The 22,691-nt window shown below is 66.0% G+C and carries 24 protein-coding genes and 1 tRNA gene; 11 read left to right on the top strand and 14 right to left on the bottom strand.

Annotation, left to right across the window (positions count from 1 at the left end; translation table 11 throughout):
• Positions 1-78 precede the first annotated feature (78 nt).
• The 7 genes from rbfA to lpxK all read left to right on the top strand — a co-directional run bounded on the left by rbfA (position 79) and on the right by lpxK (position 5,913).
• Positions 79-474, top strand: a complete 396-nt coding sequence (gene rbfA / locus KUH32_RS10120; RefSeq protein WP_217777897.1) for a 30S ribosome-binding factor RbfA — start codon at positions 79-81, stop codon at positions 472-474.
• Between the two features lie 4 nt (positions 475-478).
• The gene (locus tag KUH32_RS10115) at positions 479-1,222 is read left to right on the top strand and encodes a phosphodiester glycosidase family protein (protein WP_217777896.1); all 744 of its coding nucleotides are present in this window, start codon (positions 479-481) and stop codon (positions 1,220-1,222) included.
• A gap of 69 nt (positions 1,223-1,291) precedes the next feature.
• Positions 1,292-2,638 carry a TldD/PmbA family protein gene (locus KUH32_RS10110; RefSeq protein ID WP_217777895.1) on the top strand — a complete coding sequence of 449 codons (1,347 nt, stop codon included), beginning with the start codon at positions 1,292-1,294 and terminating at the stop codon, positions 2,636-2,638.
• Positions 2,625-3,419, top strand: a complete 795-nt coding sequence (locus tag KUH32_RS10105) for a 3'(2'),5'-bisphosphate nucleotidase CysQ (RefSeq protein ID WP_217777894.1) — start codon at positions 2,625-2,627, stop codon at positions 3,417-3,419. Before KUH32_RS10110 ends, KUH32_RS10105 begins: the two co-directional genes overlap by 14 nt.
• A gap of 58 nt (positions 3,420-3,477) precedes the next feature.
• On the top strand, positions 3,478-3,717 hold the full coding sequence (locus KUH32_RS10100) for a DUF4170 domain-containing protein (protein ID WP_217777893.1): 240 nt from the start codon (positions 3,478-3,480) through the stop codon (positions 3,715-3,717).
• Positions 3,718-3,721: 4 nt separating this feature from the next.
• Positions 3,722-4,921: a 3-deoxy-D-manno-octulosonic acid transferase gene (locus KUH32_RS10095; RefSeq protein WP_254899017.1), complete on the top strand. Its 1,200-nt coding sequence runs from the start codon at positions 3,722-3,724 to the stop codon at positions 4,919-4,921.
• Positions 4,921-5,913, top strand: coding sequence for a tetraacyldisaccharide 4'-kinase (gene lpxK, locus KUH32_RS10090; protein ID WP_217777892.1), 993 nt, complete (start codon positions 4,921-4,923; stop codon positions 5,911-5,913). Before KUH32_RS10095 ends, lpxK begins: the two co-directional genes overlap by 1 nt.
• Here lpxK and KUH32_RS10085 read toward each other — a convergent pair whose 3' ends face one another.
• Positions 5,914-6,774 carry an N-formylglutamate amidohydrolase gene (locus KUH32_RS10085; protein ID WP_217777891.1) on the bottom strand — a complete coding sequence of 287 codons (861 nt, stop codon included), beginning with the start codon at positions 6,772-6,774 and terminating at the stop codon, positions 5,914-5,916.
• A gap of 150 nt (positions 6,775-6,924) precedes the next feature.
• Between KUH32_RS10085 and KUH32_RS10080 the strand changes: the two genes are divergently transcribed.
• Together KUH32_RS10080 and ykgO are read left to right on the top strand one after the other, a co-directional pair.
• Positions 6,925-6,999 (top strand) — tRNA-Val (locus KUH32_RS10080).
• Positions 7,000-7,077: 78 nt separating this feature from the next.
• Positions 7,078-7,203 carry a type B 50S ribosomal protein L36 gene (gene ykgO, locus KUH32_RS10075; protein WP_007792261.1) on the top strand — a complete coding sequence of 42 codons (126 nt, stop codon included), beginning with the start codon at positions 7,078-7,080 and terminating at the stop codon, positions 7,201-7,203.
• Positions 7,204-7,278: 75 nt separating this feature from the next.
• Here the strand turns inward: ykgO and KUH32_RS10070 are convergent, their stop codons facing one another.
• Positions 7,279-8,979 carry a peptidoglycan-binding domain-containing protein gene (locus KUH32_RS10070; RefSeq protein ID WP_217777890.1) on the bottom strand — a complete coding sequence of 567 codons (1,701 nt, stop codon included), beginning with the start codon at positions 8,977-8,979 and terminating at the stop codon, positions 7,279-7,281.
• A 61-nt stretch (positions 8,980-9,040) separates the two neighbouring features.
• Positions 9,041-10,213: a phenylacetate--CoA ligase family protein gene (locus tag KUH32_RS10065; protein ID WP_217777889.1), complete on the bottom strand. Its 1,173-nt coding sequence runs from the start codon at positions 10,211-10,213 to the stop codon at positions 9,041-9,043.
• A gap of 95 nt (positions 10,214-10,308) precedes the next feature.
• On the opposite strand from KUH32_RS10065, the gene KUH32_RS10060 reads away from it, so the two are divergent.
• Entirely contained in the window at positions 10,309-11,124 is an 816-nt protein-coding gene (locus tag KUH32_RS10060) for a hypothetical protein (RefSeq protein ID WP_217777888.1), read from the top strand.
• Between the two features lie 91 nt (positions 11,125-11,215).
• On the opposite strand, the gene KUH32_RS10055 is transcribed toward KUH32_RS10060, so the two are convergent.
• The 11 genes from KUH32_RS10055 to modA form a co-directional block, all read right to left on the bottom strand.
• The gene (locus tag KUH32_RS10055; protein ID WP_217777887.1) at positions 11,216-12,043 is read right to left on the bottom strand and encodes an ABC transporter ATP-binding protein; all 828 of its coding nucleotides are present in this window, start codon (positions 12,041-12,043) and stop codon (positions 11,216-11,218) included.
• 80 nt (positions 12,044-12,123) lie between these two features.
• Positions 12,124-13,422 (bottom strand): ABC transporter substrate-binding protein, encoded by a 1,299-nt coding sequence (locus tag KUH32_RS10050; protein WP_217777886.1) that lies wholly within the window; start codon positions 13,420-13,422, stop codon positions 12,124-12,126.
• Positions 13,423-13,492: 70 nt separating this feature from the next.
• Entirely contained in the window at positions 13,493-14,569 is a 1,077-nt protein-coding gene (locus tag KUH32_RS10045; RefSeq protein ID WP_217777885.1) for a branched-chain amino acid ABC transporter permease, read from the bottom strand.
• Positions 14,569-14,805 carry a hypothetical protein gene (locus tag KUH32_RS10040; RefSeq protein ID WP_217777884.1) on the bottom strand — a complete coding sequence of 79 codons (237 nt, stop codon included), beginning with the start codon at positions 14,803-14,805 and terminating at the stop codon, positions 14,569-14,571. Before KUH32_RS10040 ends, KUH32_RS10045 begins: the two co-directional genes overlap by 1 nt.
• Before the next feature lie 70 nt (positions 14,806-14,875).
• Complete coding sequence (locus KUH32_RS10035; RefSeq protein ID WP_217777883.1) at positions 14,876-15,829, bottom strand: branched-chain amino acid ABC transporter permease; 954 nt, start codon at positions 15,827-15,829, stop codon at positions 14,876-14,878.
• A 16-nt stretch (positions 15,830-15,845) separates the two neighbouring features.
• On the bottom strand, positions 15,846-16,352 hold the full coding sequence (locus tag KUH32_RS10030) for a hypothetical protein (protein WP_217777882.1): 507 nt from the start codon (positions 16,350-16,352) through the stop codon (positions 15,846-15,848).
• A gap of 23 nt (positions 16,353-16,375) precedes the next feature.
• The gene (locus KUH32_RS10025) at positions 16,376-17,131 is read right to left on the bottom strand and encodes an ABC transporter ATP-binding protein (RefSeq protein WP_217778395.1); all 756 of its coding nucleotides are present in this window, start codon (positions 17,129-17,131) and stop codon (positions 16,376-16,378) included.
• Between the two features lie 178 nt (positions 17,132-17,309).
• Positions 17,310-19,283, bottom strand: coding sequence for an AMP-binding protein (locus KUH32_RS10020; RefSeq protein ID WP_217777881.1), 1,974 nt, complete (start codon positions 19,281-19,283; stop codon positions 17,310-17,312).
• Between the two features lie 159 nt (positions 19,284-19,442).
• Positions 19,443-20,525 (bottom strand): molybdenum ABC transporter ATP-binding protein, encoded by a 1,083-nt coding sequence (modC, locus tag KUH32_RS10015; protein ID WP_217777880.1) that lies wholly within the window; start codon positions 20,523-20,525, stop codon positions 19,443-19,445.
• Positions 20,522-21,217, bottom strand: a complete 696-nt coding sequence (gene modB, locus KUH32_RS10010) for a molybdate ABC transporter permease subunit (RefSeq protein WP_217777879.1) — start codon at positions 21,215-21,217, stop codon at positions 20,522-20,524. The genes modC and modB overlap by 4 nt, the downstream gene beginning before the upstream one ends.
• Positions 21,218-21,967, bottom strand: coding sequence for a molybdate ABC transporter substrate-binding protein (modA, locus tag KUH32_RS10005; protein ID WP_217777878.1), 750 nt, complete (start codon positions 21,965-21,967; stop codon positions 21,218-21,220). It abuts the gene before it with no gap.
• 114 nt (positions 21,968-22,081) lie between these two features.
• On the opposite strand from modA, the gene KUH32_RS10000 reads away from it, so the two are divergent.
• Positions 22,082-22,690, top strand: coding sequence for an ImuA family protein (locus KUH32_RS10000; protein WP_217777877.1), 609 nt, complete (start codon positions 22,082-22,084; stop codon positions 22,688-22,690).
• The last annotated feature ends 1 nt before the right edge of the window (position 22,691 follow it).

The following is a 22,691-nucleotide window of genomic DNA, read 5'->3' as shown; positions in this document are numbered from 1 at the left end:
TCCTTACCCCGCGTCCCGGCCTCAATAGCCCGCCCCGCGGCGCTTGGCAAAGGGGGGCAGAAAGCATAAGTCACGAGCATGGCAAACAACAGATTCCACGAAGGCCAGGGGCCGAGCCAACGCCAACTGCGCGTCGCCGAGGTGATCCGCCGGCGCCTCTCCGAGGTGTTGAGCCGCGGCGAGGTCCACGATCCGGATCTCAACAGGATGACGATCACGGTCGGCGAGGTGCGGGTATCACCCGATCTAAGGGTCGCCACTGCCTATGTCGTGCCTCTGGGTGGCAAGGGCAGCGATGACATGTTCGACCTGCTCAAACGCAATCGGTCGGAACTTCGGCGGCAGGTATCGCGGGGTCTGGGGCTGAAATTCGCTCCCGAACTGCGCTTTCGCCTCGATGAGACCTTCGACCAGCTCGACGAGACACGGCGCCTGTTCTCGGACGAAGGCGTGCGCCGCGACCTCGACAGTTGACCGGATGCGTGCGGGTCTGGCCATCATAGCGGCGCTCGCGACCTTTGCCGCGGCCCAGGCCGCGCAGGCCGTCACCTGCGAGACCGAAACCCTGGACACGCGGCGCTATACCGTCTGCAAGGTCGATGTCGCGGCGGAAGAACTCCGGCTCTTCCTGACTGATCCGTCGGGCGCGCCCTTCGGGGATTTCGACACCCTGGACCGTCACCTCGAGGGCAACGGCAGAGCGCTGGCGTTTGCGATGAATGCAGGCATGTATCACGACGACCGTGCACCGGTCGGCCATTACCGCGAAGACGGGCGCGAGATCATGCGGGTGATCCCGAATGCCGGTCCGGGCAATTTCGGTTTGTTGCCCAACGGCATTCTGTGCATCACGCGGACCCGAGCGCGGGTCATCGAAACCCGGGCCTTCCTGGCGGAACGCCCGGACTGTCGCCACGCCACCCAATCCGGCCCGATGCTGGTGATCGACGGCGAACTGCATCCCCGGTTCCTGCCCGACAGCACGTCGCGGTTCATCCGCAACGGCGTGGGAACCAGCGCGGATGGACGCCGCGCGGTTTTCGCGATTTCGGATGGTCCGGTGACGTTTCACGAATTTGCCCGGTTGTTCCGCGACGTGCTGCGGCTACCGAACGCGCTCTTTCTCGACGGCAATGTCTCGCGCCTGTTCGCACCCGAACTGGGACGAAACGATGCGGGACGGCGCATGGGGCCCATCGTGGCAGTCACCGTTCCGCGGTGAACGTGCTTGCACCGTCCCGGCCAGAGGCCTACCTCGTGCCAGGCTTGAAACGGACTTCGGAGCTTGTGAATGCCGACTGACCTCGAAACGCTGACCGGTGCGCTGCTGGACGCAGCGCGCAAGGCCGGGGCCGATGCGGCCGATGCCATCGCCGTGCAGGGCCGGGCCATCGCCATCGATGTGCGCCAGGGAAAGCTGGAACAGGCCGAGCGGTCGGAATCGACCGATCTGGGCTTGCGGGTTCTGTTGGGCCGGCGCAGTGCCAACGTGTCGACATCCGATATCCGGCGCGAGACCTTGACGATCTTGGCCGAGCGCGCCGTAGCCATGGCCCGCGAAGCACCCGAAGACCCTTATGTCGGTTTGGCCGATCCCGGCGACATCGCCGGGGATTGGGACATCGCGGCGCTGGAACTGGCCGATCCTGCGGCCGAACCCGACCCTGCCGCGCTGGAGAGCGCCGCACGCGAGGCCGAAGCGGCAGCGCTGGCCCGCGACGGCATCACCCAGGTTCAATCGGCGTCGGCCGGCTATTCGGCCCGGAGCGTTCATCTTGCCGCGACCAACGGGTTCAACGGCGGATATCGGCGTACTTCCACCTACCTGTCCTGCGTCGCAATCGCCGGCGCGGGCCTTGGGATGGAGCGCGACTACGACGGCGACAGCCGCACCTTCGCCACCGATCTGCGAACGGCGGCCGAGATCGGCGATACCGCCGCGGCGCGCGCCCTCGAGCGGCTGAATCCGCGCCGCCCGAAAACCGGGGCCTACCCGGTGCTGTTCGACGAACGGGTTTCGTCGTCGCTGATCGGCCACCTGATGGCGGCTGCCAACGGCGCTGCCGTGGCCCGCGGCGCATCCTGGCTGCGTGACGGGCTTGGCCAGCCCGTTCTGCCGGACGGCCTGTCGCTGATCGAAGACCCGCACCGCCCACGCGCCACCGCCTCGCGTCCCTTCGATGCCGAAGGGCTGGCCACGCGGACCCGCGCCATCGTCGACAAGGGCGTGTTGACCGGCTGGACATTGGACCTGGCCACCGCCCGCAAGCTGGGCATGGCCAGCACCGCCAACGCCGCGCGCAGCACCTCCGGCGGGCCATCGCCGACACCGTGGAACCTGGAACTGACGCAAGGCGACCAGAGCCGCGACGGCCTGATCGCGCAGATGGGCACCGGGCTGGTCGTCACCTCGATGATCGGAAGCACGATCAACCCCAATACCGGAGATTACTCGCGCGGAGCCTCGGGTTTCTGGGTGGAAAACGGCCGGATCGCCTATCCGGTTTCGGGCGTGACCATCGCCGGAAACCTGCGCGACTTCCTGCGCCGCATGACGCCGGCGAACGATGCCCGCCCCTGGCTGAGCCGGGTCGTCCCGTCGTTGCTGGTCGAGGGGTTGACCCTTGCCGGCGAGTGATCTCGACCTGCTGATCCGTGCTGCGGAACTGGCCGGCAAGACAGCGCGCGCTTTCGTCGGCGGTGCGCTGGATGTCCGCCACAAGGAAGACGGCGCCGGGCCGGTCACCGATGCCGACCACGCGGTCAACGACGTGCTCGAAGCCGAGCTGCGCGGCGCACGGCCGGATTACGGTTGGCTGTCCGAGGAAAGCCCTGACGACCCTGCCCGGCGCCGGGCCGAGCGTGTCTTCATCGTCGACCCCATCGATGGCACGCGGTCGTTCATCGACGGGTCCGACATCTGGGCCCATGCGCTTGCCGTGGCCGAACGCGGCCGGGTGGTCGCCGGTGTTGTCTATCTGCCCATGCGCGGCAAGATGTATACCGCCGCGCTTGGTGCCGGCGCGCGGCTGAACGGCGCACCGCTGGCCGTGAGCCGGACGAATGACGCCGACGGTGCATCCGTGCTGGCGACCCGGCCGAACATGGACCCCCGGCACTGGCCCGGCGGCATGCCCGATCTTCAGCGCAGCCATCGCCCGTCGCTGGCGTACCGGCTGAGCCTGGTCGCGGAAGGCAGATACGACGCGATGTTGACCTTCCGACCGGCGTGGGAATGGGACATCGCCGCAGGCACGCTGATCCTGACCGAAGCGGGCGCGCGCGCAACCGACCGCCGCGGCGCACCGCTGCGGTTCAACAACCCGGTGCCGCAGACCGACGGCGTGGTGGCGTCGAACCCGGTTTTGCACGCCGCTCTCATGGACAGGTTGCTGGGCCGGGCGCCCGGCGCAGCTTGACCTCGCGCAAGGGTCTAGTAGGGTCGCCGCAACCTCGATCCAGGAGACCGGTAAGCCCATGCAACGCCTGCATCTCGTCTTTGGCGGCGAACTCGTGAACCCTTCGCAGAACGTCTTCAAGAATGTCGACGACATACATATCGTCGGCATCTATCCCGACTACCAAAAGGCATACGACGCCTGGAAATCCGAAGCGCAGCGCACGGTGGACAACGCGCATATGCGTTATTTCATCGCTCACCTGCACCGCCTGCGGGACGAGGAAACCGAAGCCTCCTCGACCGAGGAACTGGGCTGACCGCTTGGCCGGCAAAGGTCTGAGTCTCAGGGCCTATCTGGCCTTTGCCCGCGGCGGCGGCACGACCCGCCCGGATGGTCAGATCCCGCAGTCGGACGAACCGCGCCCCGGCAATGGCCCCGTCGTTCTGGCCCATGCAGAAACCGAAGAAGCCGGCCGGGCGCTCAGCGTGTTCTGCACGCGACTGGAATCGTTGCGCCCCGAGATCCAGATCCTGAAAACCGGTGCCGGAGCTGCCGACGCCCCGCCCGAGACGCCTGCGGACACGGCCCGCTTTGCCGAACGGTGGCGGCCCGCACTGGCCTTTTTCACCGGGCAGCACCTGCGACCGGCCTTTCTGGCGGCATTGCAGGAAACCGGCACGCGCCTGACGCTGATCGGCGCACGCGACGCCGCGTTTTCGCATCCCGGTCAGCGCTGGCTGCCCGATCCTCTGCCCACGACGCTGACGCTGTTCGACCGGATCTTCACGGCGACGCCGGGCGCGGCGCGGCGCCTGCGGCGTCTGGGCGTGGCGGACGAAGTGCTGCGCGACGGGGCAGAACTGCGCGAAACCGGCTTGCCGCTGCCGGTGTCGGACCGTCTGCTGGAAGAAATGTCCGCTTTGCTGTCGCCCAGGCCGGTTTGGCTGGCGGCCAGGCTGCGGGCGGACGAGGCTGATGTCATCCTGCGCGCGCACCGCGCCGCGGTCCGGCTCGCGCATCGCCTGTTGCTGATCGTCGTGCCGCAGGACCGCGAGGACCATGCCCGTATCGCACCGATGGTGGCGGCGTCGGGAATGCGGTGTTGCCGCTGGGAAGACGGCGACATGCCCGACGAGAACACCCAGATCGTACTGGCCGAAGACACCGCCGACCTGGGGTTGTGGTACCGGCTGGCGCCGCTGGCCTTTCTCGGCGGTTCGCTGGTTGCCGGCAGCGGCGGCACCAACCCGTTGGAAGCGGCCGCGCTTGGCACCGCGGTATTGTACGGCCCGAATATCGGCCGCCACCTGCCGGTCTATTCGCAACTGGCCGAACTGGGTGCGGCGCGGATCGTGCGCGATGCAGACAGCCTGTCCGGCGCGGTGTCGCAGCTGATCGCACCGGATCGTGCCGCATCGATGGCCCATGCCGGCTGGGACGTGGCCACGGCCGGTGCCGCGCTGATCGACGCGGTCTGCGACGATGCCTGCGAAGCGCTCGATGCGCGCGAGGCGCGCTGATGCGGCCGCCGCGGTTCTGGTTCACCGACCCTGGCAGGCCCGCCTGGCAGGCCCGTCTGCTGGCCCCGCTGGGCGCGGTGACGGCATGGGCCACCGCCCGTCGCGTGGCACGGGCGCCGGAATTCGACCCCGATATACCGGTGATCTGCGTCGGCAACCTGAACGCAGGGGGCACCGGCAAGACGCCCACCGTGATCGCGCTGGTCCAGGCGCTGCAGATGCGCGGAATCGACCCGCACGTTCTGTCTCGTGGCTATGGCGGGCGGCTGGCCGGACCGGTCAGGGTCGATCCGTTGCATCACACCGCCGGCGATGTCGGCGACGAACCGCTGCTGATCGCCGCCTTTGCCCCGGTCTGGGTGGCGCGGGACCGGGCCGCAGGCGCAAGGGCCGCGCAGGACGGCGGGGCGCGGGCACTGATCCTGGATGACGGGTTTCAGAACCCTTCCCTGGTGCGGGATCTGTCGCTGATCGTGGTCGATGCCGTGGCGGGGTTCGGTAATGGCCGATGCCTGCCCGCGGGTCCGCTGCGCGAACCGGTCTCGACCGGCCTGGCCCGCGCCGATCTGTTGCTGTCGATCGGACCGCCGCAGGCCCAGAGCGGATTCGGAGCGCTTTGGGGGCCGCGCATCGCGCTGCCGCATCTGACTGGCCGGCTCTCCCCGCTTCAAACCGGCATGGATTGGCAGGGCCTGCGCGCGCTGGCTTTCGCCGGGATCGGCCACCCCGAGAAGTTCTTTGCGACCCTGCGCGGCCTGGGCGCCGAGATCGTGCGGGCCGAAGCGCTGGACGACCACCAGCCGCTGACCCCGGCCCTGTTGACCCGACTGGAGACCGAAGCGCGCGCCCGGGGGGCGCAACTGGTCACCACCGAAAAGGACGCCGTCCGCTTGCCGCAGGATTTCCGGCCCAAGGTTCTGACACTGCCGGTTCGGCTGGAATTCGACGACACCGCGCCACTGGACGCGGCCCTGGACCGGCTGTTTGCCTGATCACTCGGCAGCCAGGCTCTGATCGCGGTGACCAAGTGCGGCGATCTCGGCGATGACCCCGCGCAGCAATTTGCGGAACGCATGGAAATTGGCGTTGGGACGGATCGTCTTTTCGTCCATGTAGATCGCCCGGTCGATTTCGATCTGCACAGCGTGCTGACGCCGCGACGGCCGGCCATATTGCTGGGTGATATAGGCGCCGGCAAAAGGTGCGTTGCGTGCCACGACCAGCCCGGCGGCGGCAAAGGCCGCCTCGACCCGCGCAACGATGTCGCCATCCGCCGACGCGCCGAAGCGGTCGCCGATGACGATCTCGGGTCGTCTTGCACCGCTGCGGGTCGCGCCGTCCACCGCCTCGCGCGGCATCGAATGGCAGTCGATCAGGATCGCCTCGCCGAAGGTATGATGCGCGCGGTCCAGCAGGGCCTGCAGCCGTTCGTGATAGGGCCGCCAGAATTGCGATATGCGCCGCTCGGCCTCGGCCATCGGCAGCTTGCCGCGATAGATCGCGCGGCCATTCGCCACCACGCGCGGCACCACGCCCAGCCCGCTGGCGACCCGCGGGTTGTGACCCGACCGCCGAACGCCTTCGATCAGGGCGGGATCCAGTTCATCGGCGGCACGGTTGAGATCGACAAAGGCCCGCGGGGCACCGGCTTTCAGAAACGGCGCGCCGAATTGCGGGGCGCAATCGAACAGCCGGTCGACATAGGCATCCTCGGACGACCGGATCGCGTGTTCGTCCAGAACCGTGTGGCGCAGGAACGACCAAGGGTAATCGCGCGCCGAATGCGGCGAGGCGAAAACCACGCAGGACGTGTGCACGTCGGGCTGGTATAAGTGGTAGGCGACCTTGGGCATTCGCGCTCCTTCACGGGTGAGCATAGCGCGATTTCTGCGGATGCCAAAAGCCCTTGATCCGCCCTGCGACTCCTTTTATAGACGCCCCACCGGCGCGGGATTCCGCGCCCCATTTTTGTTTGGGGCGGTGTGAAACCCGGGTTGGACATCGGGCGGTTAGCTCAGCGGTAGAGCACTACGTTGACATCGTAGGGGTCACTGGTTCGATCCCAGTACCGCCCACCATGAATTCGCCGCCGCGGTCCTGACAGGCCCGGCACCCGCAACCTGGCGCTCGCGCGCCGCGACAGAGGAGAGACCCATATGAAGGTCGCAAACTCGCTCCGCTCGCTCAAGAAGCGCCACCGCGACTGCCGCGTTGTGCGCCGCAAGGGCCGGGTCTATGTGATCAACAAGACCCAGCGTCGGTTCAAGGCCCGCCAGGGCTGAGACGCGCCGCAGCGTTGTGAAAAGGCCGCCTTTCGGGCGGCCTTTTTCGTTCCGGCATTCATGTCGTGACCCGTGTCAGCGCCGGATGATCCCGCCCGCCAGCAAGCGCACGACGGTGTCCTGGTCCAGAAACCCGGTGACCTGAAGATCGCGGGCTTCCTGGAAGCGCCGGATCGCACGGCGCGTGTCGCGGTCGAACTTGCCATCCACGTCACCGGGATTCAGACCCAGCTGCTGCAGACGGGCCTCGGCCAGGCGGCGGGCCACCGGGTTCAGGTTCAACCGCTCTTCCTCGGCCCGGGCCCGGGCGACGATTTCCTCGCGCTGCGAATTGCGCGTCAATTCGTCGATCCGGGCGCGGGCGGTGTCGGCGAAGGCACCGGACGGGAATGTATCGAGATAGGCGCGATAGGCGTCCGCCGTGTCCGAACTGCGGGCTGCGTCCCAGGCCTGCCGGTCGCGTTCGGCCGCCTGCGTTGCGCGCTGGTCTTCGATCCGCCGCAACTCGGCGCGGGCTTCGTCCGCAAACAGGCCTTCGGGATACCGCGACAGATAGGCCCGCAAGCCCGCTTCGTCCGTTCCCCGACCGGTGTTCTGCCAGTACAGCCGATCCTCGCGCTCGATCTGCGCCTGGCGCTCGCGCGCTTCGGCTTCGAGTTGCACCGCGCGGCGTTCGGCCTGGGCATCAAGCGCGACGCGCTGGTCACGGCTGACATAGCCCGACGGCGCAAAGCCGTTGTCCCGCTGCCATTCCGCGATCGCGGCCCGCGATCCGCGCCCGAAAATGCCATCGATGCCGCGCGGGTCGTAACCCAGGATCGACAGGTCGCGCTGGATGTCGCGACGCGCGTCGCGGCCAAGCTCAAGCCGCTCTTCGGCACGCCGTTCGGCATAGAACGGTTCGGCCTCGATCGCGGCAAGACGTTGGCGGGCCGCGGGCGCGTTTTCGCCCTCGGGGAAGTCTTGTAGAAACGCTCGGTAGCCCTCGGCGGTGTCGGTATTCTGCGCAGCGGCCCAGGCGTTGGTTTCGCGGGTTATGTCACGCAGGTCCGGCTCGGGTTCAGCGGGCGCCTGTGGCTCGGCCACCGGCATCGGTGATGCCGTTTGCGCGCTGTCCGGGCGCGCGAAAAGAACGAAGTCGCGCGGCGCGAACCCCTCGACGATCAATTCCGACTGCTCGGCCGTGATCAGGATACGGCGGCCGGTCAGGGGCAGGATTCGCGTGGCGAAACGGCCGACATCCTGCGCCGGGCCGCGAATCACGGTAACCCCATGCGGCACATCCAGCCGGCCGATCCCCGGCTCGAGAAACGGACCGATCGGCTCACCTTCGGACGCCTCGCCCAACAACAGCAGGGCCTTGCCGGGATATGCGGCAAGAACGGTCAGCGCGGCATCGACCGGAAAGGCACGCAAGAGCGCATTGGCCACGATCGCTTCGCCGTCGTCTTCGTCGGCCACCGGAAGCAGCATCGTGCCGGCAGGGCCATGAACAAACGTACCGGACAGCAGCACGACCACCGGTTCGTCGCGTTCCAGGGCATTGGTGAAATCCGCGAACGCCGCGAACATCGCGTCGCTGTCGGCGTTCTGCGCCAGCGTCACGGCCACGTTGCGCGAACCGAGCGCATCCGCAGCATCGAGTATCCGCGACCCTCCGAAAAACGTCTGGAAGCGATCGACGGTGCCGTTGCCGATGACAAGCGCGCTGCCTTCGGCCCATGCTGCGCCGCCGACCACGCCGACGGCCAGGGCAATCGCGGTTATGCGGTGCATGTCGACACTCCCCTTTTGAACCCAGCCTATGCGACGGCGTGGATAGCGCAAAGGGGAAGCTTCAGTCGTATTTCCGCGTGTCCTCGATCATCAGCCCGTCGCGCGGCAATCCGCCGGGCGGCACCAGTTCGACCTTGCCGCGAAGCTTTAGCACATCGGAAATCGCGCCTTCGAAAAGGGCCGGATCCTCGGCAGCGGTTTCGATGCGCACCGTCAGAACGTCCATCTCTCCATCGCGGCTGGCCACGACACGGGCGCGTTGGATGGCATCGTGCCGCGCGACCAGCGCTGCCACCTGTTCGGGACGCACGAACATCCCCTTGATCTTGGTGGTCTGGTCGGCACGGCCCATCCAGCCCTTGATCCGGGTGTTGGTGCGCCCGCAGGGGCTTGTCCCGGGAAGCACGGCCGACAGATCTCCGGTGGCGAAACGGATCAGCGGGTAATCGGGGTTCAGTGTCGTGACCACCACCTCACCCACTTCGCCCTGCGTCACCGGATCACCCGTGCCGGGAGTGACGATTTCGACGATCACGCCTTCGTCCAGGATCATGCCGTCCATCGCCGCGCTTTCATAGGCGATGTTGCCCAGATCCGCGGTGGCATAGCATTGCAGGCAGGCGATGCCGCGGTCTGCATAATACTGCCGCAGCGACGGGAAAAGCGCCCCGCCCCCGACTGCCGCCCGGCTTATCTTGAGCGGCAATCCAAGCTCGTCCGCCTTTTCGAGGATCACCTTGAGGTAATCCGGCGTACCGGCATAGGCGGTGACACCGACGTCATGTGCGGCCTGCGCCTGAAGCTCGGTCTGGCCTGTTCCGGCGGGCAGCACCGCCGCGCCCACCGCCCGCGCGCCGTTCTCGAAGATCATGCCGGCCGGCGTCAGATGGTAGCCGAAGCAATTCTGCACGATGTCGCCCTGCCCGATCCCGCAGGCATGCAGGAAGCGGCCCATCCGCCACCAGTCGTGGCCGGCCCCGCCGGGCTCGTAGATCGGGCCGGGGCTTTGGAAGACATGCGCGACATTGGCCACCGGAAAGCCGCCGAAGGGCGGGTTTTCTTTCTGCCGCGCCGACAGGTCGGACTTGCGCAGCACCGGCAGCCCGGCAAGATCGGACAGGGCCGTCAGGGCCGCCACGCCATGCGTGGCCAGCTGCGCGTTCAGGGCGACCAGCTGTGCCGCCTCGCGTTCGTCGGCGCTGCGGGTTTCGAGATCGTCGAAATGGGTGCTCATGCCGCCCTCCCATGCAGGCGTGTTGATCTGGAACAAGGTCGGATTCCGCGCCGCCCTTTACCCTGCGGAAACCGAGGGAGTGAGGAGGAGAGCGCATGCCCGCCAGTTTCAAGTGGCGCATCTCGTTCATCGAGGACGCGCAGGTGATGGAGGCGGATTTCTCGGATTTCCGGTTCGACAGCACCGCGACCGTCAACACCGTCTATGACATCATCGAGGACCGTATCGCCGAAACCGGCGAGGATTCGTGGTTCTTCCTGGTCAACCTGAATGGAACGCGGATCGAGCCGGAGGCCTGGATCGACTATTCGCGTCGCGGCAGGGCGTTGAATGCAGCCCATTCCATGGGCTCGGTGCGTTTCGACGCGTCGCCGGAAACCGCGGCGCAGATCGAACGCGCGGCGCAGACCGAAGCCTTTGATCCCAACCTGTTCACCAGCCGCGCAGCCGCGCTGCAACGGATCGCCGAATTGCCCAGCACCCGCCGGGCGCGGGTGGTGTTCGAGCGGCATTACGACGAAGCCGAGCTTGCCCCGCGCCTGTCCTTCGACCCCGAAACCGGGATCATGGAGGCGGACTTCTCGAACTTCACCTTTCACCACGCCGGCGACGTGAACCAGTTCTACGACCATATCGAGGCGCGCATCGCCCTGACCGGTCGGGACAAGTGGTTCTTTCTGGTCAATCTCGACGATTGCCGGATCGAACCGGCGGCCTGGGTGCAATACGCCCATCGCGGCAAGACCCTGAACATCGCCCATTCTCTGGGCTCGGTCCGCTTCGCGCCCGGCCTGGAAACCGAGGCCGACATCCGCATGCGCGCCGAAAGCCAGGACTTCCGCCCCAACATCCGCAACACCCGCCAAGAGGCATTGGAGCGGATCGAGGAAATGCGCCGGGAACTGGTATGAGCGAACGCAGCCGCCGCGACCCGGTCGGCGCGACCGCCGGTCGATTCCCCCGGGATATGTCTGATCCGAACGAGACATGGCCGCTGTGCGATCAGGCCAGCCAGCGCTTGCGCCGGCGATAGGAACGGACGTCCCGGAACGATTTGCGGCCCTCGTCGGACATCCCGAGATAGAACTCCTTGACGTCGGCATTCTCGCGCAGGTCGGCGGCGCGGCCTTCCATCACCACGCGACCGTTTTCCAGGATGTATCCCTGGTGCGCATATTTCAGCGCCACGTTGGTGTTCTGCTCGGCCAGCAGGAAACTCACGCCTTCGTTCTCGTTGATCGACTTCACGATCTCGAAGATCTGTTCCACCAGTTGCGGTGCCAGGCCCATCGACGGCTCATCCAGCAGGATCGTCTCCGGTCGGCTCATCAACGCCCGGCCGACCGCGGTCATCTGCTGTTCGCCGCCCGAGGTATAGCCCGCCTGCGATTTCCGCCGTTCCTTGAGCCGCGGGAAATAACTGTAGACCAATTCCAGATCCGCCTCGATCGCGCCCTTGCCGTCGCGGCGGGTATAGGCGCCGGTCAGCAGGTTTTCCTCGACCGTCAGATGGCCAAAGCAATGGCGCCCTTCCATCACCTGGATCACGCCGCGCTTGACCAGCGCCGCCGGGTCAAGATCCTGCACGCGTTCACCCTTGTACCGGATCGTGCCCTTGGTGACTTCGCCGCGCTCGGAATGCAGCAGGTTCGACACCGCCTTGAGCGTTGTTGTCTTGCCCGCCCCGTTGCCGCCCAGCAGCGCGGTGATCCCGCCCTGCTTCACGCTCAGGCTCACGCCCTTCAGCACGAGGATCACGTGGTTGTAGATCACCTCGATATTGTTGACCTCAAGAAGCGTGTCGGTCTTAGGCTTGGCGGCATCCAGCATGGCGCGTTCCCTGCTTCTTCTCTTTGAAAAATACGCATGTGCCACCGGCGACGGCCCGCGCCGCCGGTGACGATGTCAGATCAGTTGGTGACGTTGCACGCTTCGTTCATTTCCCAAGGCGTGTTGGCGTCTGCGTATTCCATCGCCTTCTCGGCGATGAGATCGGCATAGTCCGACGTGTCGGGCATCAGCAGGTCCGAGACCTTGACGAATTTCGCGCCGTCCCATTCCAGCATCCAGCCACCGGAATGACCGGTGTGGTTCGCACACGAGGTCGCGAAGGGTGGCACCATGCCTTCCATCCCCAGTTCGGCCAGGCGTGCCTCGGTGATGTTGAGGTTCTCAAGCCCCCACCGCAACTGTTCGGCATTGATCTGCGCGGTTCCGAAATGGTCCTGCGCGGTCTTGATGCCTTCGGCCAGGATCATCGAGATCACGATGCCGCGGCTGTAGAAGACGCCCTGCATCTCGGTCTCGTTGCTCTGCGAGATGCCGGCATCGACAACGTGCTTCTTGATGTCGGCCATGACCGGTGCGTCGAGATTCGGGAACGACCACGAGATCGACTTGTAGCCCTTGCCGTCCTCGCCGACGATGGCCAGGTCCGCATCGTGGCCCGACCACCAGACTCCGATGAACTTGGACATGTCGAACTTGGTCTTCACCGCTTCGGTGATGGCGCCGGCGTTCATCGCGCCCCAGCCCCACATGACCACGTAATCGGGACGCTCGCGGCGGATCTGCAACCACTGCGCCGACTGGTTCTGCATTTCCTTGAGACCCACCGGGATCGGCAGGAATTCAAACCCCATTTCGGCCGCCTTCTTCTCGAACAGCGGGATCGGCTCCTTGCCGTAGGGGTGGTCGAGATGCACGAAGGCGATCTTCTTGCCCGAAATGCCCGCTTCGTTGTCGATGTAGTTGATGATCATCGACGCCGCGTCCCAATAGCCCGACGGCACGTTGAACGCCCACTGGAACACCTTGCCGTCCGCCATCGGGCTGAAGCCATAGCCCGGCGCCAGGATCGGGATCCGGTCGACATTGGTCTTGGGCAGGACCTGCAGGGTGATGCCGGTCGACCAGGGCTGGGTCACGATCGCCTGGCCCTTGGTCTTTTCGTAGCACTCCACGCCCTTCTCGGTGGAATAGCCGGTTTCGCATTCGGCGAAGTCGATCTTGACGCCGCCGATCCCGCCATCGCGGGCATTCAGCATCTCGAAATAGTCCTTCTGCCCGTTCATCAGCGGAATGCCGGTGGCGGCAAAGGGGCCGGTCCGGTAACTGAGGTTCGGGGCATACAGGCTTTCCGCCAGCGCAGCGGTGCCCATGGCGCCGGCGACAAGCGCCGCTGCGGCCAGTTTGGCGAAGTGTTTCATCAGATATCCTCCCTTGGATGCACTTCTTGGTTTTGTCGGTCTTGTTCGTCCCGGTTTCGGTCCGCCCCCGTCAGTGCGGGAACGGCCAGATGATGAGTTTCTCGCGGATCAGGCGCCAGAGCTGGTTCAGCCCATGCGGCTCGACGATCAGGAAGAAGACGATCAGCGAACCGACGATCATGACGTTCAGGTGCTCGACCGTGGCGGAACTCCAGTTCAATCCCAGCGTCGCGGGCACAAGGTTCAGAACCACCGGCAGTCCGACGATCAGGATGGCGCCCAGGTAATTGCCAAGGATCGAGCCCAGCCCGCCGATGATGGCGATGAACAACACCTCGAAGGACAGCGGGATGTCGAAGGCGTTGGGTTCCGCGGCGCCTTTCCACATGAAGACATACATCGCCCCCGCGACGCCCACGATATAGGATGAAATGGCGAAGGCCGTCAGCTTGGACCGCATCAGGTTGATGCCGATCAGTTCGGCCGCGATATCCATGTCGCGCGTCGCTTTCCAGGTCCGCCCCAGGTTGCCGCGCGTGAGGTTGATGCAGACCAGGGTCAGCAGCGTGACGATGGCAAGCACCACGTAGTATTCCGTCACCGAAGCCGCCTGCGGCCCGGACACGAAGGTGCCGAACATCTCGAGGTTGGGCACCTGGATCGCGCCGGACTGGTTGTAGTTGTAAAGCCACGCCCATTTCTCGAACAGCCAGACAAGAAAGAACTGCGCCGCCAGCGTCGCGATGGCCAGGTAGAAGCCCTTGATCCGCAGCGACGGGATGCCGAACATCACCCCTACCCCGGCGCTGAACACCCCCGACAGCAGGATCGCCACCACCGGGTTCATCCAGGGCATCAGCGTGACCATCTTGTAGCAGGCATAGGCGCCCACCCCCATGAAAGCCCCGGTGCCCAGGCTCAACTGCCCGGCAAAGCCGGTCAGGATGTTCAGCCCCATCGCCGCCAGCGAAAAGATCAGAACCGGGATCAGGATCGCCTGAAAGGTGAACTCCGACGCCGTCAGCGGAAAAATCACCCAGGCGAACAGCAGGATGACGCCCAGCAGGAAAGCATCCTGCTTGACCGGGAACAGCGCCTGGTCGGCCTCGTAGCTTGTCTTGAATTGCCCAGCCGTGCGGTAAAGCATCAGGCCGTCTCCTCTTCTTCGATGCGCGCCCGGTTGGCCAGTTTCGCATAGCCGATGTCTTCGCTGTGGCGCACGATCCAGAACCAGGCCCACAGGCCAAGTCCCGCCCCCAACGCCGCCAGGACCAGCGCCATCATCATCTGGCCGCCAGACGGATCGCCGCTCAGTGCCAGGAACCCGAAGGCCCAGAAGCCCGACCAGGCCACCACGTTCAGGATTGCGATCACTTTTGCCATCTTGTCGTCATCTCCTTGGGGCGGGTTCGCCCCGCCGGTCCGTTCCGCCTGCAGCGCGCCCCGCGCCGCGTCAGACCCTTTCGATGATGCGTTCCCCGAACAGCCCCTGCGGCCGGAACAACAGCACGATCAGCGCCAGCACGAAGGCGAACCAGGTCTCGGTATTGCCGCCCAGCAGCGGCTGGCCCCAGTAGATCTCGAACAGCTTTTCCAGCACGCCGATCATCAACCCGCCGACGATGGCGCCGGTGATGCTCTCCAGCCCGCCCAGCATCAGCACCGGCAGCGCCTTGTAGGCGATCACCTCGAGCGCAAAGCTGACGCCCGCCCGCGCGCCCCAGGCGATGCCCGTGACCAGCGCGATGATACCCGCGATGAACCAGACCAGCACCCAGATCGTCTGAAGGCTGATGCCCACGGACAGCGCCGCCTGGTGATCGTCGCCAAGCGCCCGGATCGCGCGGCCCATCTGGGTATAGTTCAGGAAGGCCAGCAGCGCCGCCACCAGTGCCGTCGCGACGATCACCACGGTGATATCCAGATGCTGCAGGATCAGCAGACCGCCCCAGGGTTCCAGGACCGTGTCGCCGGTGGGGATACCCAGTTCCGAGGTGATCATCACCTTGTTCTCGCCGCCGAAGATGATCTCGCCGAAGCCGATCAGGAACAGCGTGATGCCGATCGTCGCCATGAACAGGATGATGTCGGGCTGGCCCACCAGCGGGCGCAGCACCACCCGTTCGATGCCGACCGCCAGCAGGAACATCACCCCCAGCGTCAGCGCCACCGCGATCCAGGCCGGCACCCCGTAGGCATGCAAGCCCACCAATGTCAGCGCGGCGAACACCACCATGATGCCCTGGGCGAAGTTGAAGATGCGGCTGGAGCGGAAGATCAGCACGAAACCAAGCGCGATCAGCGCATAGAGGATCCCCGAAACCAGCCCCTCCCACAGCACCTGCAGCAGGAAATCCGGCGCCTGCCACATGTCCACGAAGGGATTGATCAGGATGTCATTCAGCATGGGTCCCCCACAGCTTTCAGCAAGCCCCGTCCGGGCCAATCAGGTTCGTGATCACGACGGACCCGCTGCCCTGCATCTGGGCAAGGGTCGCGTTGACCGTGAAATTCAGTGCGCGCCCACCTTCGCACGCAGTGGCGACGACCATCGCCGAGCGATTGTTCTTCCACGTCTCGGTACGATACGCGGTGGTGTTGATGCTGCCCAACACGGCATCCGCAACGCTCAGCGTATGCGACGGATCCGGCGTTTGCAGCGAGCAGGACCACGAAGGAAAGAACGTCTTGTCGATATAGGCCTTTCCCTGATGCACCTGCATGAACGACGTCCCGGTCTGCCAGATCGCCGTGCGGGACACCCTGGTCAGGGATTCTCGATTGCGCTTGATCGACACCCCCTTCGGCGGGGGCACTGCGCGCAGGTCTTGCCCCACAACGGCGGCAACACAGTAGCGCAGCATCACGTCGACCTGTTCCGCCGAATCCGCCTTGGCACTTACGGCATTGGCGCAGATCAGTGTCGACACCAACAAGGATGCGCAGAGCAGTCTCAATGCGGCACCCCCAGATAGGCGTCGATCACGTCCTGGTTGTTGCGCACCTCGTCCGGCGTGCCGTCACCGATCTTCTTGCCGTAATCCATCACCACGACCCGGTCGGACAGGTCCATGACCACGCCCATGTCGTGCTCGATCAGGCAGATCGTGGTGCCGAACTCGTCATTCACATCCAGGATGAAGCGGGACATGTCCTCCTTCTCCTCGACATTCATGCCGGCCATCGGCTCGTCCAGCAGCAGGATCGACGGCTCGGCCGCCAGCGCGCGCGCCAGTTCGACGCGCTTTTTCAGACCATAGGGCAGCCGCCCGACCGGGGTCTTGCGGATGTTCTGGATTTCCAGGAAATCGATCACCCGCTCGACCTTTTCGCGGTTCTCCATTTCCTCGGCGCGCGCCTTGCCGAACCACAACGCCTGGCTGAACACGCCGGCATGCATATGGGTCAGCCGCCCGGTCATGACGTTGTCCAGCACCGTCATCCCCTCGAACAGCGCGATGTTCTGGAACGTCCGCGCGACACCCATCCGGGCCACCTCGAAAGGCTTCATCGGCGGGCGCTTGGCGCCCTTGTACCAGACCTCGCCCTCGGACGGCGTGTAGAAGCCGCTGATGATGTTCAGCATCGACGACTTGCCGGCGCCGTTCGGTCCGATGATCGCCCGCACCTCGCCCTCGCGGATGTCAAAGCTGATGTCGTTGATCGCCACCACCCCGCCGAAACGCAGCGTGATGTTCTTCATCTCCATCAGCACGCCGCCGATCTGGCGGCCATCCGCGGTGACGTATCCCTCGGTGTCTTTCACCTCACGACTCCCGGCTTCTTCTCTTTCAAAATACGCACGTCCGAAATCGCCGACGGTGCGACGCATCCCAAGCGCTTGGCGGGATGGCGGGCGGGGCGATGCGCGCAGCGCGAGCGGCCCGTCATTCCGCCGCCATCCGCTTGGCTGTGACCGGCACCACCTTGGCATCGCGGATCGTCAGCGTCGCCTTGATCTTGCCCTTGCGGCCGTCCTCGTAGGTGACCTCGGTCTCGGTATAGACGCTGTCCGACCCGTCATAGAGCGCACCCACCAGGTCCTCGAACTTTTCGCCGATGATCTTGCGGCGCACCTTGCGGGTGCGGGTCAACTCGCCATCGTCGGCATCCAGTTCCTTGTGCAGCACCAGAAAGCGGTGCACCTGGCAGCCCGAAAGCATCTCGTCCTGTGCAACGCTTTCGTTGACCTCCTCGATATGGCTCTGGATCATGTCCAGCACCTGCGGATGGCCCGCCAGTTCCTGGTAGGACGCATAGGCGATGTTGTTGCGCTCGGCCCAGTTTCCGACCGCGGTCAGGTCGATATTGATGAAGGCGCAGCACTTGTCCCGTCCGGCGCCGAACACCACGGCCTCCAGGATGTTGGGAAAGAACTTGAGCTTGTTCTCGACATATTTGGGCGCGAACATCCGGCCATCTGCCATCGCGCCCACGTCCTTGGCGCGGTCGATGATACGCAGATGCCCCGTCGCCTCCTCGATGAAACCGGCATCGCCTGTGGCGACCCAGCCCTCTGCATCCTTGGTGTCGGCGGTCGACTCGGGGTTCTTGTAATATTCCACGAACACGCCGGGCGAGCGGTAGAACACTTCGCCCTTGTCCGAAATCCGGATCTCGACGCCCGGGCTGGGCACGCCCACGGTGTCCGACCGCACCTCGCCATCGGGCTGCTGGGTGATGAAGACACTGGCCTCGGTCTGCCCGTAAAGCTGCTTGAGGTTGATCCCCAGCGAGCGCCAGAAATCGAAAATCTCCGGCCCGATCGCTTCGCCCGCGGTATAGGCCACGCGCACCCGGCTCATGCCGGCCCTGTTGCGTACAGGGCCGTAGACCAGCACCTCGCCGATAGCATAGGACAGCCGGTCCATCAGCCCCACCGGCTTGCCATCCAGCAACCTGGGCCCGACCCGCTTGGCTATCGCCATGTAGTGATTGAACAACCAGCGCTTGATCCGCCCGGCATCCTCCATCCGGATCAGCAGGGCGGTGATGCGTTCCTCGAAATAGCGGGGCGGCGCGAAGAAATAGGTCGGCCCGATCTCGTGCAGGTTCTCGTACATCGTGTTGGCCGCTTCGGGGCAGTTCACGCAGAACCCCGTCCAATAGGCCTGGCCGATGGAAAAGATGAAATCGCCCACCCAGGCCATCGGCAGATAGGCCAGCACCGAATCGTCATGCCGAAGCTTGTCGAATTCCGACGAGGCCCGCGCACTTTCGATGATGTTGCGGTTGGACAGAACCACGCCCTTGGGCTTGCCCGTGGTGCCCGACGTATACAGCATGACGCAGGTGCTGTCGTAATCCAGCTTGGCCCGGCGTGCCTTGAGTTCCTCGATGAATTCGTCACGCGCCGCGCGGCCCTGTTCCTGCACATGGGAATACTGGTGCAGGCGGCGGTGGTCGTATTTCCGCATCCCGCGCGGATCGACATAGATCATGTGTTCGAACTGGTGCAGGTCGTCCTGGATCTCGATGACCTTGTCGACCTGTTCCTGGTCGGCGGCGATGACGAAGCGCGCGCCGCAATGGTCCAGCACGTATTCCATCTCTTCGGCGACCGCGTCCTGGTAAAGCGGCACCGGGATCGCGCCGACCATCTGCGCCGCCACCATCGACCAGTAGAGATACGGCCGGTTGCGGCCGATGATCGCGATATGATCGCCTTCGTTGACGCCCAGGTTCAGAAGCCCCAGGGCCAGCGCCTCGATTTCCGACGCGGTTTCGGACCAGCTCCAGCTTTGCCAGATGCCGTATTCCTTTTCGCGGTAGGCCGGGCTGTCGCCGTGCTCGCGCACGTTGCGCTCCAGCAAGGCGGGAATCGAGCGCAAACCCTCGATGCCCTCGGACAAGTAAGCCAAGGTCTCTCCTCCCCTGTGGCCCGTTTCGGGCTCGTCTGCGTCTCCCTCGGCGACGCGGTCGCATGTGCCTGCGATTCCCGCGCCAGTTTGCTCGTCCTGCAGGCTGGGGGTCAATGATTTCGTGAAAGTTTCCCAATTCTTACGAATTGTAACAGCCGCTCAGGGCCCGGCACCGACATCGCCCTGAGCCACCGCCACGGTCTTGAGCACGGCCCAGACCGGAAGGCCGGGCCGCAAGGCAAGCGCATCGGCGCTGCGCTGCGTGATCCGCGCCAGCAGCAGGTCTTCGCCAGCACGCAGCTGGACGATCACACCGCCGCCCCCGCCGCGGCGCAGGGCTTCGATCCGCGACGGCAGGACATTCAGCGCCGACAGGCCATGCGGCTCGTCGAGGGCCAGCATCACGTCCTGCGCCAGGATCCGCACACGCAACGCGGTTCCGACAGGCGCGCCGTGTTCCGGCAGGAACAGCCGACCGCCGGACACCGCCAGTTCGGTCACACCGTCGCCCGGCTGGGCCGTGATCCGCGCCGGGATCACCGCGCCGGCCTCGCGCACACCCAGTAGCGGTACGATATCGGGGTCCGACAGCACGTCCTCGGTCCGCCCAGCACGCATCACGCGGCCGCGCTCCAACACCACCATCTGCGTGGCCAGTCGCGCCACTTCGGACAAGGTGTGGCTGACATAGAGGATCGGCAGCGCGGTCTCGACGTGCAACCGTTCGAGATAGGGCAGGATTTCCGCCTTGCGCGGGGCGTCCAGCGCCGCCAGCGGCTCGTCCATCAGCAACAGGCGTGGATCGGCCAGCAGCGCGCGCCCGATCGCGACGCGCTGCGCCTCGCCGCCGGACAACGAGGCCGGGCGGCGTTGCAGCAACGCGCCAATCCCCAACAGGTCCACCACGCGGTCAAGGTCGGACAGGCCGCGGCGCTGCACGCGCGCGGCATAGGCCAGGTTCTCGGCCACCGTCAGGTGAGGAAAAAGCCGGGATTCCTGAAAGACGTAGCCCAGCCGTCGCCTGTGCACGGGCAAGTTGGTGCGTCCGGCCTCGAACAGCGGTGTGTCGCCCACCGCGATCCGGCCGGCCTGCGGCGTCACCAACCCCGCCACCGCCCGCAGAACCGATGTCTTGCCGGCGCCCGATCGCCCGAACAGGGCCGTCACGCCCGGTGGCGCGTCGAACGCCACCGCGAGCTCGAAATCGCCCAGGGCCATACGGATATCGACAGAAAGGGTCATGACCCGGCGATCCGCCGCGCCACCCGACGCGACAGCCATTCCGACAACAGCAACGCCCCCATCGCCACCACGACCGCGACGATGACCAGCCGCATCGCCGCGTTTTCGCCGCCCGGCACCTGCAGAAAGGCGTAGATCGCCGAAGGCACCGTGCGGGTTTCACCGGGGATGTTCGACACGAAGGTGATCGTGGCCCCGAATTCGCCCATCGCCTTGGCAAAGGCCAGAACCGCCCCCGCGATGACCCCCGGTGCGATCAGCGGAAGGGTGACGGTGGCGAAGACCCGCACGCGCGACGCGCCGAGCGTGGCGGCGGCCTCTTCAAGCTTGGGATCGACCGCCTCGATGGCCAGCCATATCGCGCGCACCATCAGCGGAAAGGCCATGATCGCGGCCGCCAGCGCCGCGCCGGTCCAGCGGAACGCCAGGACCAATCCCAATGACTGCTCCAGAAAGCCGCCGATCGGTCCGCGCCGTCCGAAACTCAGCAGCAGCAGATATCCGGTGACGACTGGCGGCAGGACAAGCGGCAGGTGCACCAGCCCGTTCAGCAATTGCCGCCCCGGAAACCGACCGCGCGCCAGCGCATAGGCGCAGGCCAGACCGAAAGGCAGGCTCAGCAGCGTCGCCCAGAACGCCACCTTGAGCGACAGCAGGACCGCTTCCCATTCCTCGGGTCCCATCCAGCCCATTCAGCGCGCCGCCTCGAAGCCATGCGCGGCCAGCACCGCCTGCGCCTGTGGTCCGCTCAGCCAGTCCAGCAGGGAAACCGCACTGTCCCGCCGCGCGCTTTCGGCGATCACCGCGGCGGGATAGGTGATCGGGTCGTGGCTGCCCGCCGGAAAACGACCGACCACCAGCACACCGGGTTCGGCCAGCACGTCGGTGGCATAGACGATGCCCAGCGGGACCTCGCCCAGGGCCACCAGCGCCAGCGCCGCGCGCACGTTGTCGGTTTCCGCCAGCCGGTCCTTGACTGCATCCCAGAATCCCAGCGATTGCAGCGCCTGCTTGGCATAGATGCCCGCCGGCACGGCATCGGTCAGCGCCGTGGCCAGGCGTCCGTCGCCCAGCATCGCCAGCAGCGGGTAATCCGGCGTGATTTCCTGGTCGGTCCCGCCGAGGCTGGGCATCGCCAGCACCAGTGTGTTGCCCGCCAGAACCCGCCGTGTCGCAGTGTCGATTCGCCTGCGATCGGCCAGCCAGTCCATCCATTCGGCATTGGCCGAAACGAACAGATCGGCCGGCGCGCCCAGGTCGATCTGCCGCGCCAGCGTGGCGCTGCCCGCAGCCGAGATCACCACGTCATGGCCCGTCGCCTCTTGCCAAGGCTGCGCCGCGTCGGCCAGCGCGTCGCCCAGCGACGCGGCAGCAAAGACCGTCACCGTCTCGGCCTGCAATGGCAAGGCGAAGATGAGAAAGATGAACGGGATCAGGCGCATGAAGGCTCCGTGGGGTTGCGCCCAAGATGCGCGCGCCCGCACGCACCGGCAAGGGGATGTTTCGCCATCCCGGAATCGCTTGAGAACAAAACAGGAACGCACTAGAGTTTCCCCATGACCTTCGCCGATCCCCTTCTGACCCGCCGCCACCACACATCCCCGCCCGCGCTGACGCTGTGGGACGAGGTCACGCTGCCGCTGGCGCGGGTGCACGAGATCTGCGGCCGGGCGCGGCGCACGCTGGCGCTGCGGATCGCCGCCGCGGCGGGGCGCCCGGTCTTCTGGATCGCCCCGGCCTGGGGCACCGATCCGCTCAATCCCGACGGGGTGGCCGCATTGTGCCCGCCGCAGGACATCACCTTCGTCACCCCGCACCGCACCGAAGACCTGCTTTGGTGCATGGAGGAAATCTTGCGCTCGGGCGCCGTGCCGGTGGTGGTGGCCGATCTGCCCGAACCGCCTGCCATGACGCCGGTGCGGCGGCTACACCTGGCCGCCGAACGCGGCGCGGGCGAGGGGCGCTGCCGGCCACTGGGGTTGCTGCTCGCCCCCGGTGCCGGCGGCGCCCCGGGGATCGAGACGCGCTGGCGGATGGAACCCGACCACGCGCCGGGCCGCGATACCTGGCGGCTCGACCGGCTGCGCGCCCGCATGGTGCCGCCCCGATCCTGGCGTCTGGAAGACAACCGGCTGACCCGCGCGCCCGATCATCAGCCCGCCTGAT

The sequence above is a fragment of the Thalassococcus arenae genome (assembly GCF_019104745.1).
Lineage (GTDB): Bacteria > Pseudomonadota > Alphaproteobacteria > Rhodobacterales > Rhodobacteraceae > Thalassococcus_B > Thalassococcus_B arenae.
This window is presented reverse-complemented; position numbering and strand designations above follow the sequence as displayed.

Bases quoted from the DNA above. Each gene is read 5' to 3' on its own strand.
- rbfA (WP_217777897.1), top strand. From the start codon at position 79: ATGGCAAACAACAGATTCCACGAAGGCCAGGGGCCGAGCCAACGCCAA.
- KUH32_RS10115 (WP_217777896.1), top strand. From the start codon at position 479: ATGCGTGCGGGTCTGGCCATCATAGCGGCGCTCGCGACCTTTGCCGCG.
- KUH32_RS10110 (WP_217777895.1), top strand. From the start codon at position 1,292: ATGCCGACTGACCTCGAAACGCTGACCGGTGCGCTGCTGGACGCAGCG.
- KUH32_RS10100 (WP_217777893.1), top strand. From the start codon at position 3,478: ATGCAACGCCTGCATCTCGTCTTTGGCGGCGAACTCGTGAACCCTTCG.
- lpxK (WP_217777892.1), top strand. From the start codon at position 4,921: ATGCGGCCGCCGCGGTTCTGGTTCACCGACCCTGGCAGGCCCGCCTGG.
- KUH32_RS10085 (WP_217777891.1), bottom strand. From the start codon at position 6,774: ATGCCCAAGGTCGCCTACCACTTATACCAGCCCGACGTGCACACGTCC.
- ykgO (WP_007792261.1), top strand. From the start codon at position 7,078: ATGAAGGTCGCAAACTCGCTCCGCTCGCTCAAGAAGCGCCACCGCGAC.
- KUH32_RS10070 (WP_217777890.1), bottom strand. From the start codon at position 8,979: ATGCACCGCATAACCGCGATTGCCCTGGCCGTCGGCGTGGTCGGCGGC.
- KUH32_RS10065 (WP_217777889.1), bottom strand. From the start codon at position 10,213: ATGAGCACCCATTTCGACGATCTCGAAACCCGCAGCGCCGACGAACGC.
- KUH32_RS10060 (WP_217777888.1), top strand. From the start codon at position 10,309: ATGCCCGCCAGTTTCAAGTGGCGCATCTCGTTCATCGAGGACGCGCAG.
- KUH32_RS10055 (WP_217777887.1), bottom strand. From the start codon at position 12,043: ATGCTGGATGCCGCCAAGCCTAAGACCGACACGCTTCTTGAGGTCAAC.
- KUH32_RS10050 (WP_217777886.1), bottom strand. From the start codon at position 13,422: ATGAAACACTTCGCCAAACTGGCCGCAGCGGCGCTTGTCGCCGGCGCC.
- KUH32_RS10045 (WP_217777885.1), bottom strand. From the start codon at position 14,569: ATGCTTTACCGCACGGCTGGGCAATTCAAGACAAGCTACGAGGCCGAC.
- KUH32_RS10040 (WP_217777884.1), bottom strand. From the start codon at position 14,805: ATGGCAAAAGTGATCGCAATCCTGAACGTGGTGGCCTGGTCGGGCTTC.
- KUH32_RS10035 (WP_217777883.1), bottom strand. From the start codon at position 15,829: ATGCTGAATGACATCCTGATCAATCCCTTCGTGGACATGTGGCAGGCG.
- KUH32_RS10025 (WP_217778395.1), bottom strand. From the start codon at position 17,131: ATGGAGATGAAGAACATCACGCTGCGTTTCGGCGGGGTGGTGGCGATC.
- modC (WP_217777880.1), bottom strand. From the start codon at position 20,525: ATGACCCTTTCTGTCGATATCCGTATGGCCCTGGGCGATTTCGAGCTC.
- modB (WP_217777879.1), bottom strand. From the start codon at position 21,217: ATGGGCTGGATGGGACCCGAGGAATGGGAAGCGGTCCTGCTGTCGCTC.
- modA (WP_217777878.1), bottom strand. From the start codon at position 21,967: ATGCGCCTGATCCCGTTCATCTTTCTCATCTTCGCCTTGCCATTGCAG.
- KUH32_RS10000 (WP_217777877.1), top strand. From the start codon at position 22,082: ATGACCTTCGCCGATCCCCTTCTGACCCGCCGCCACCACACATCCCCG.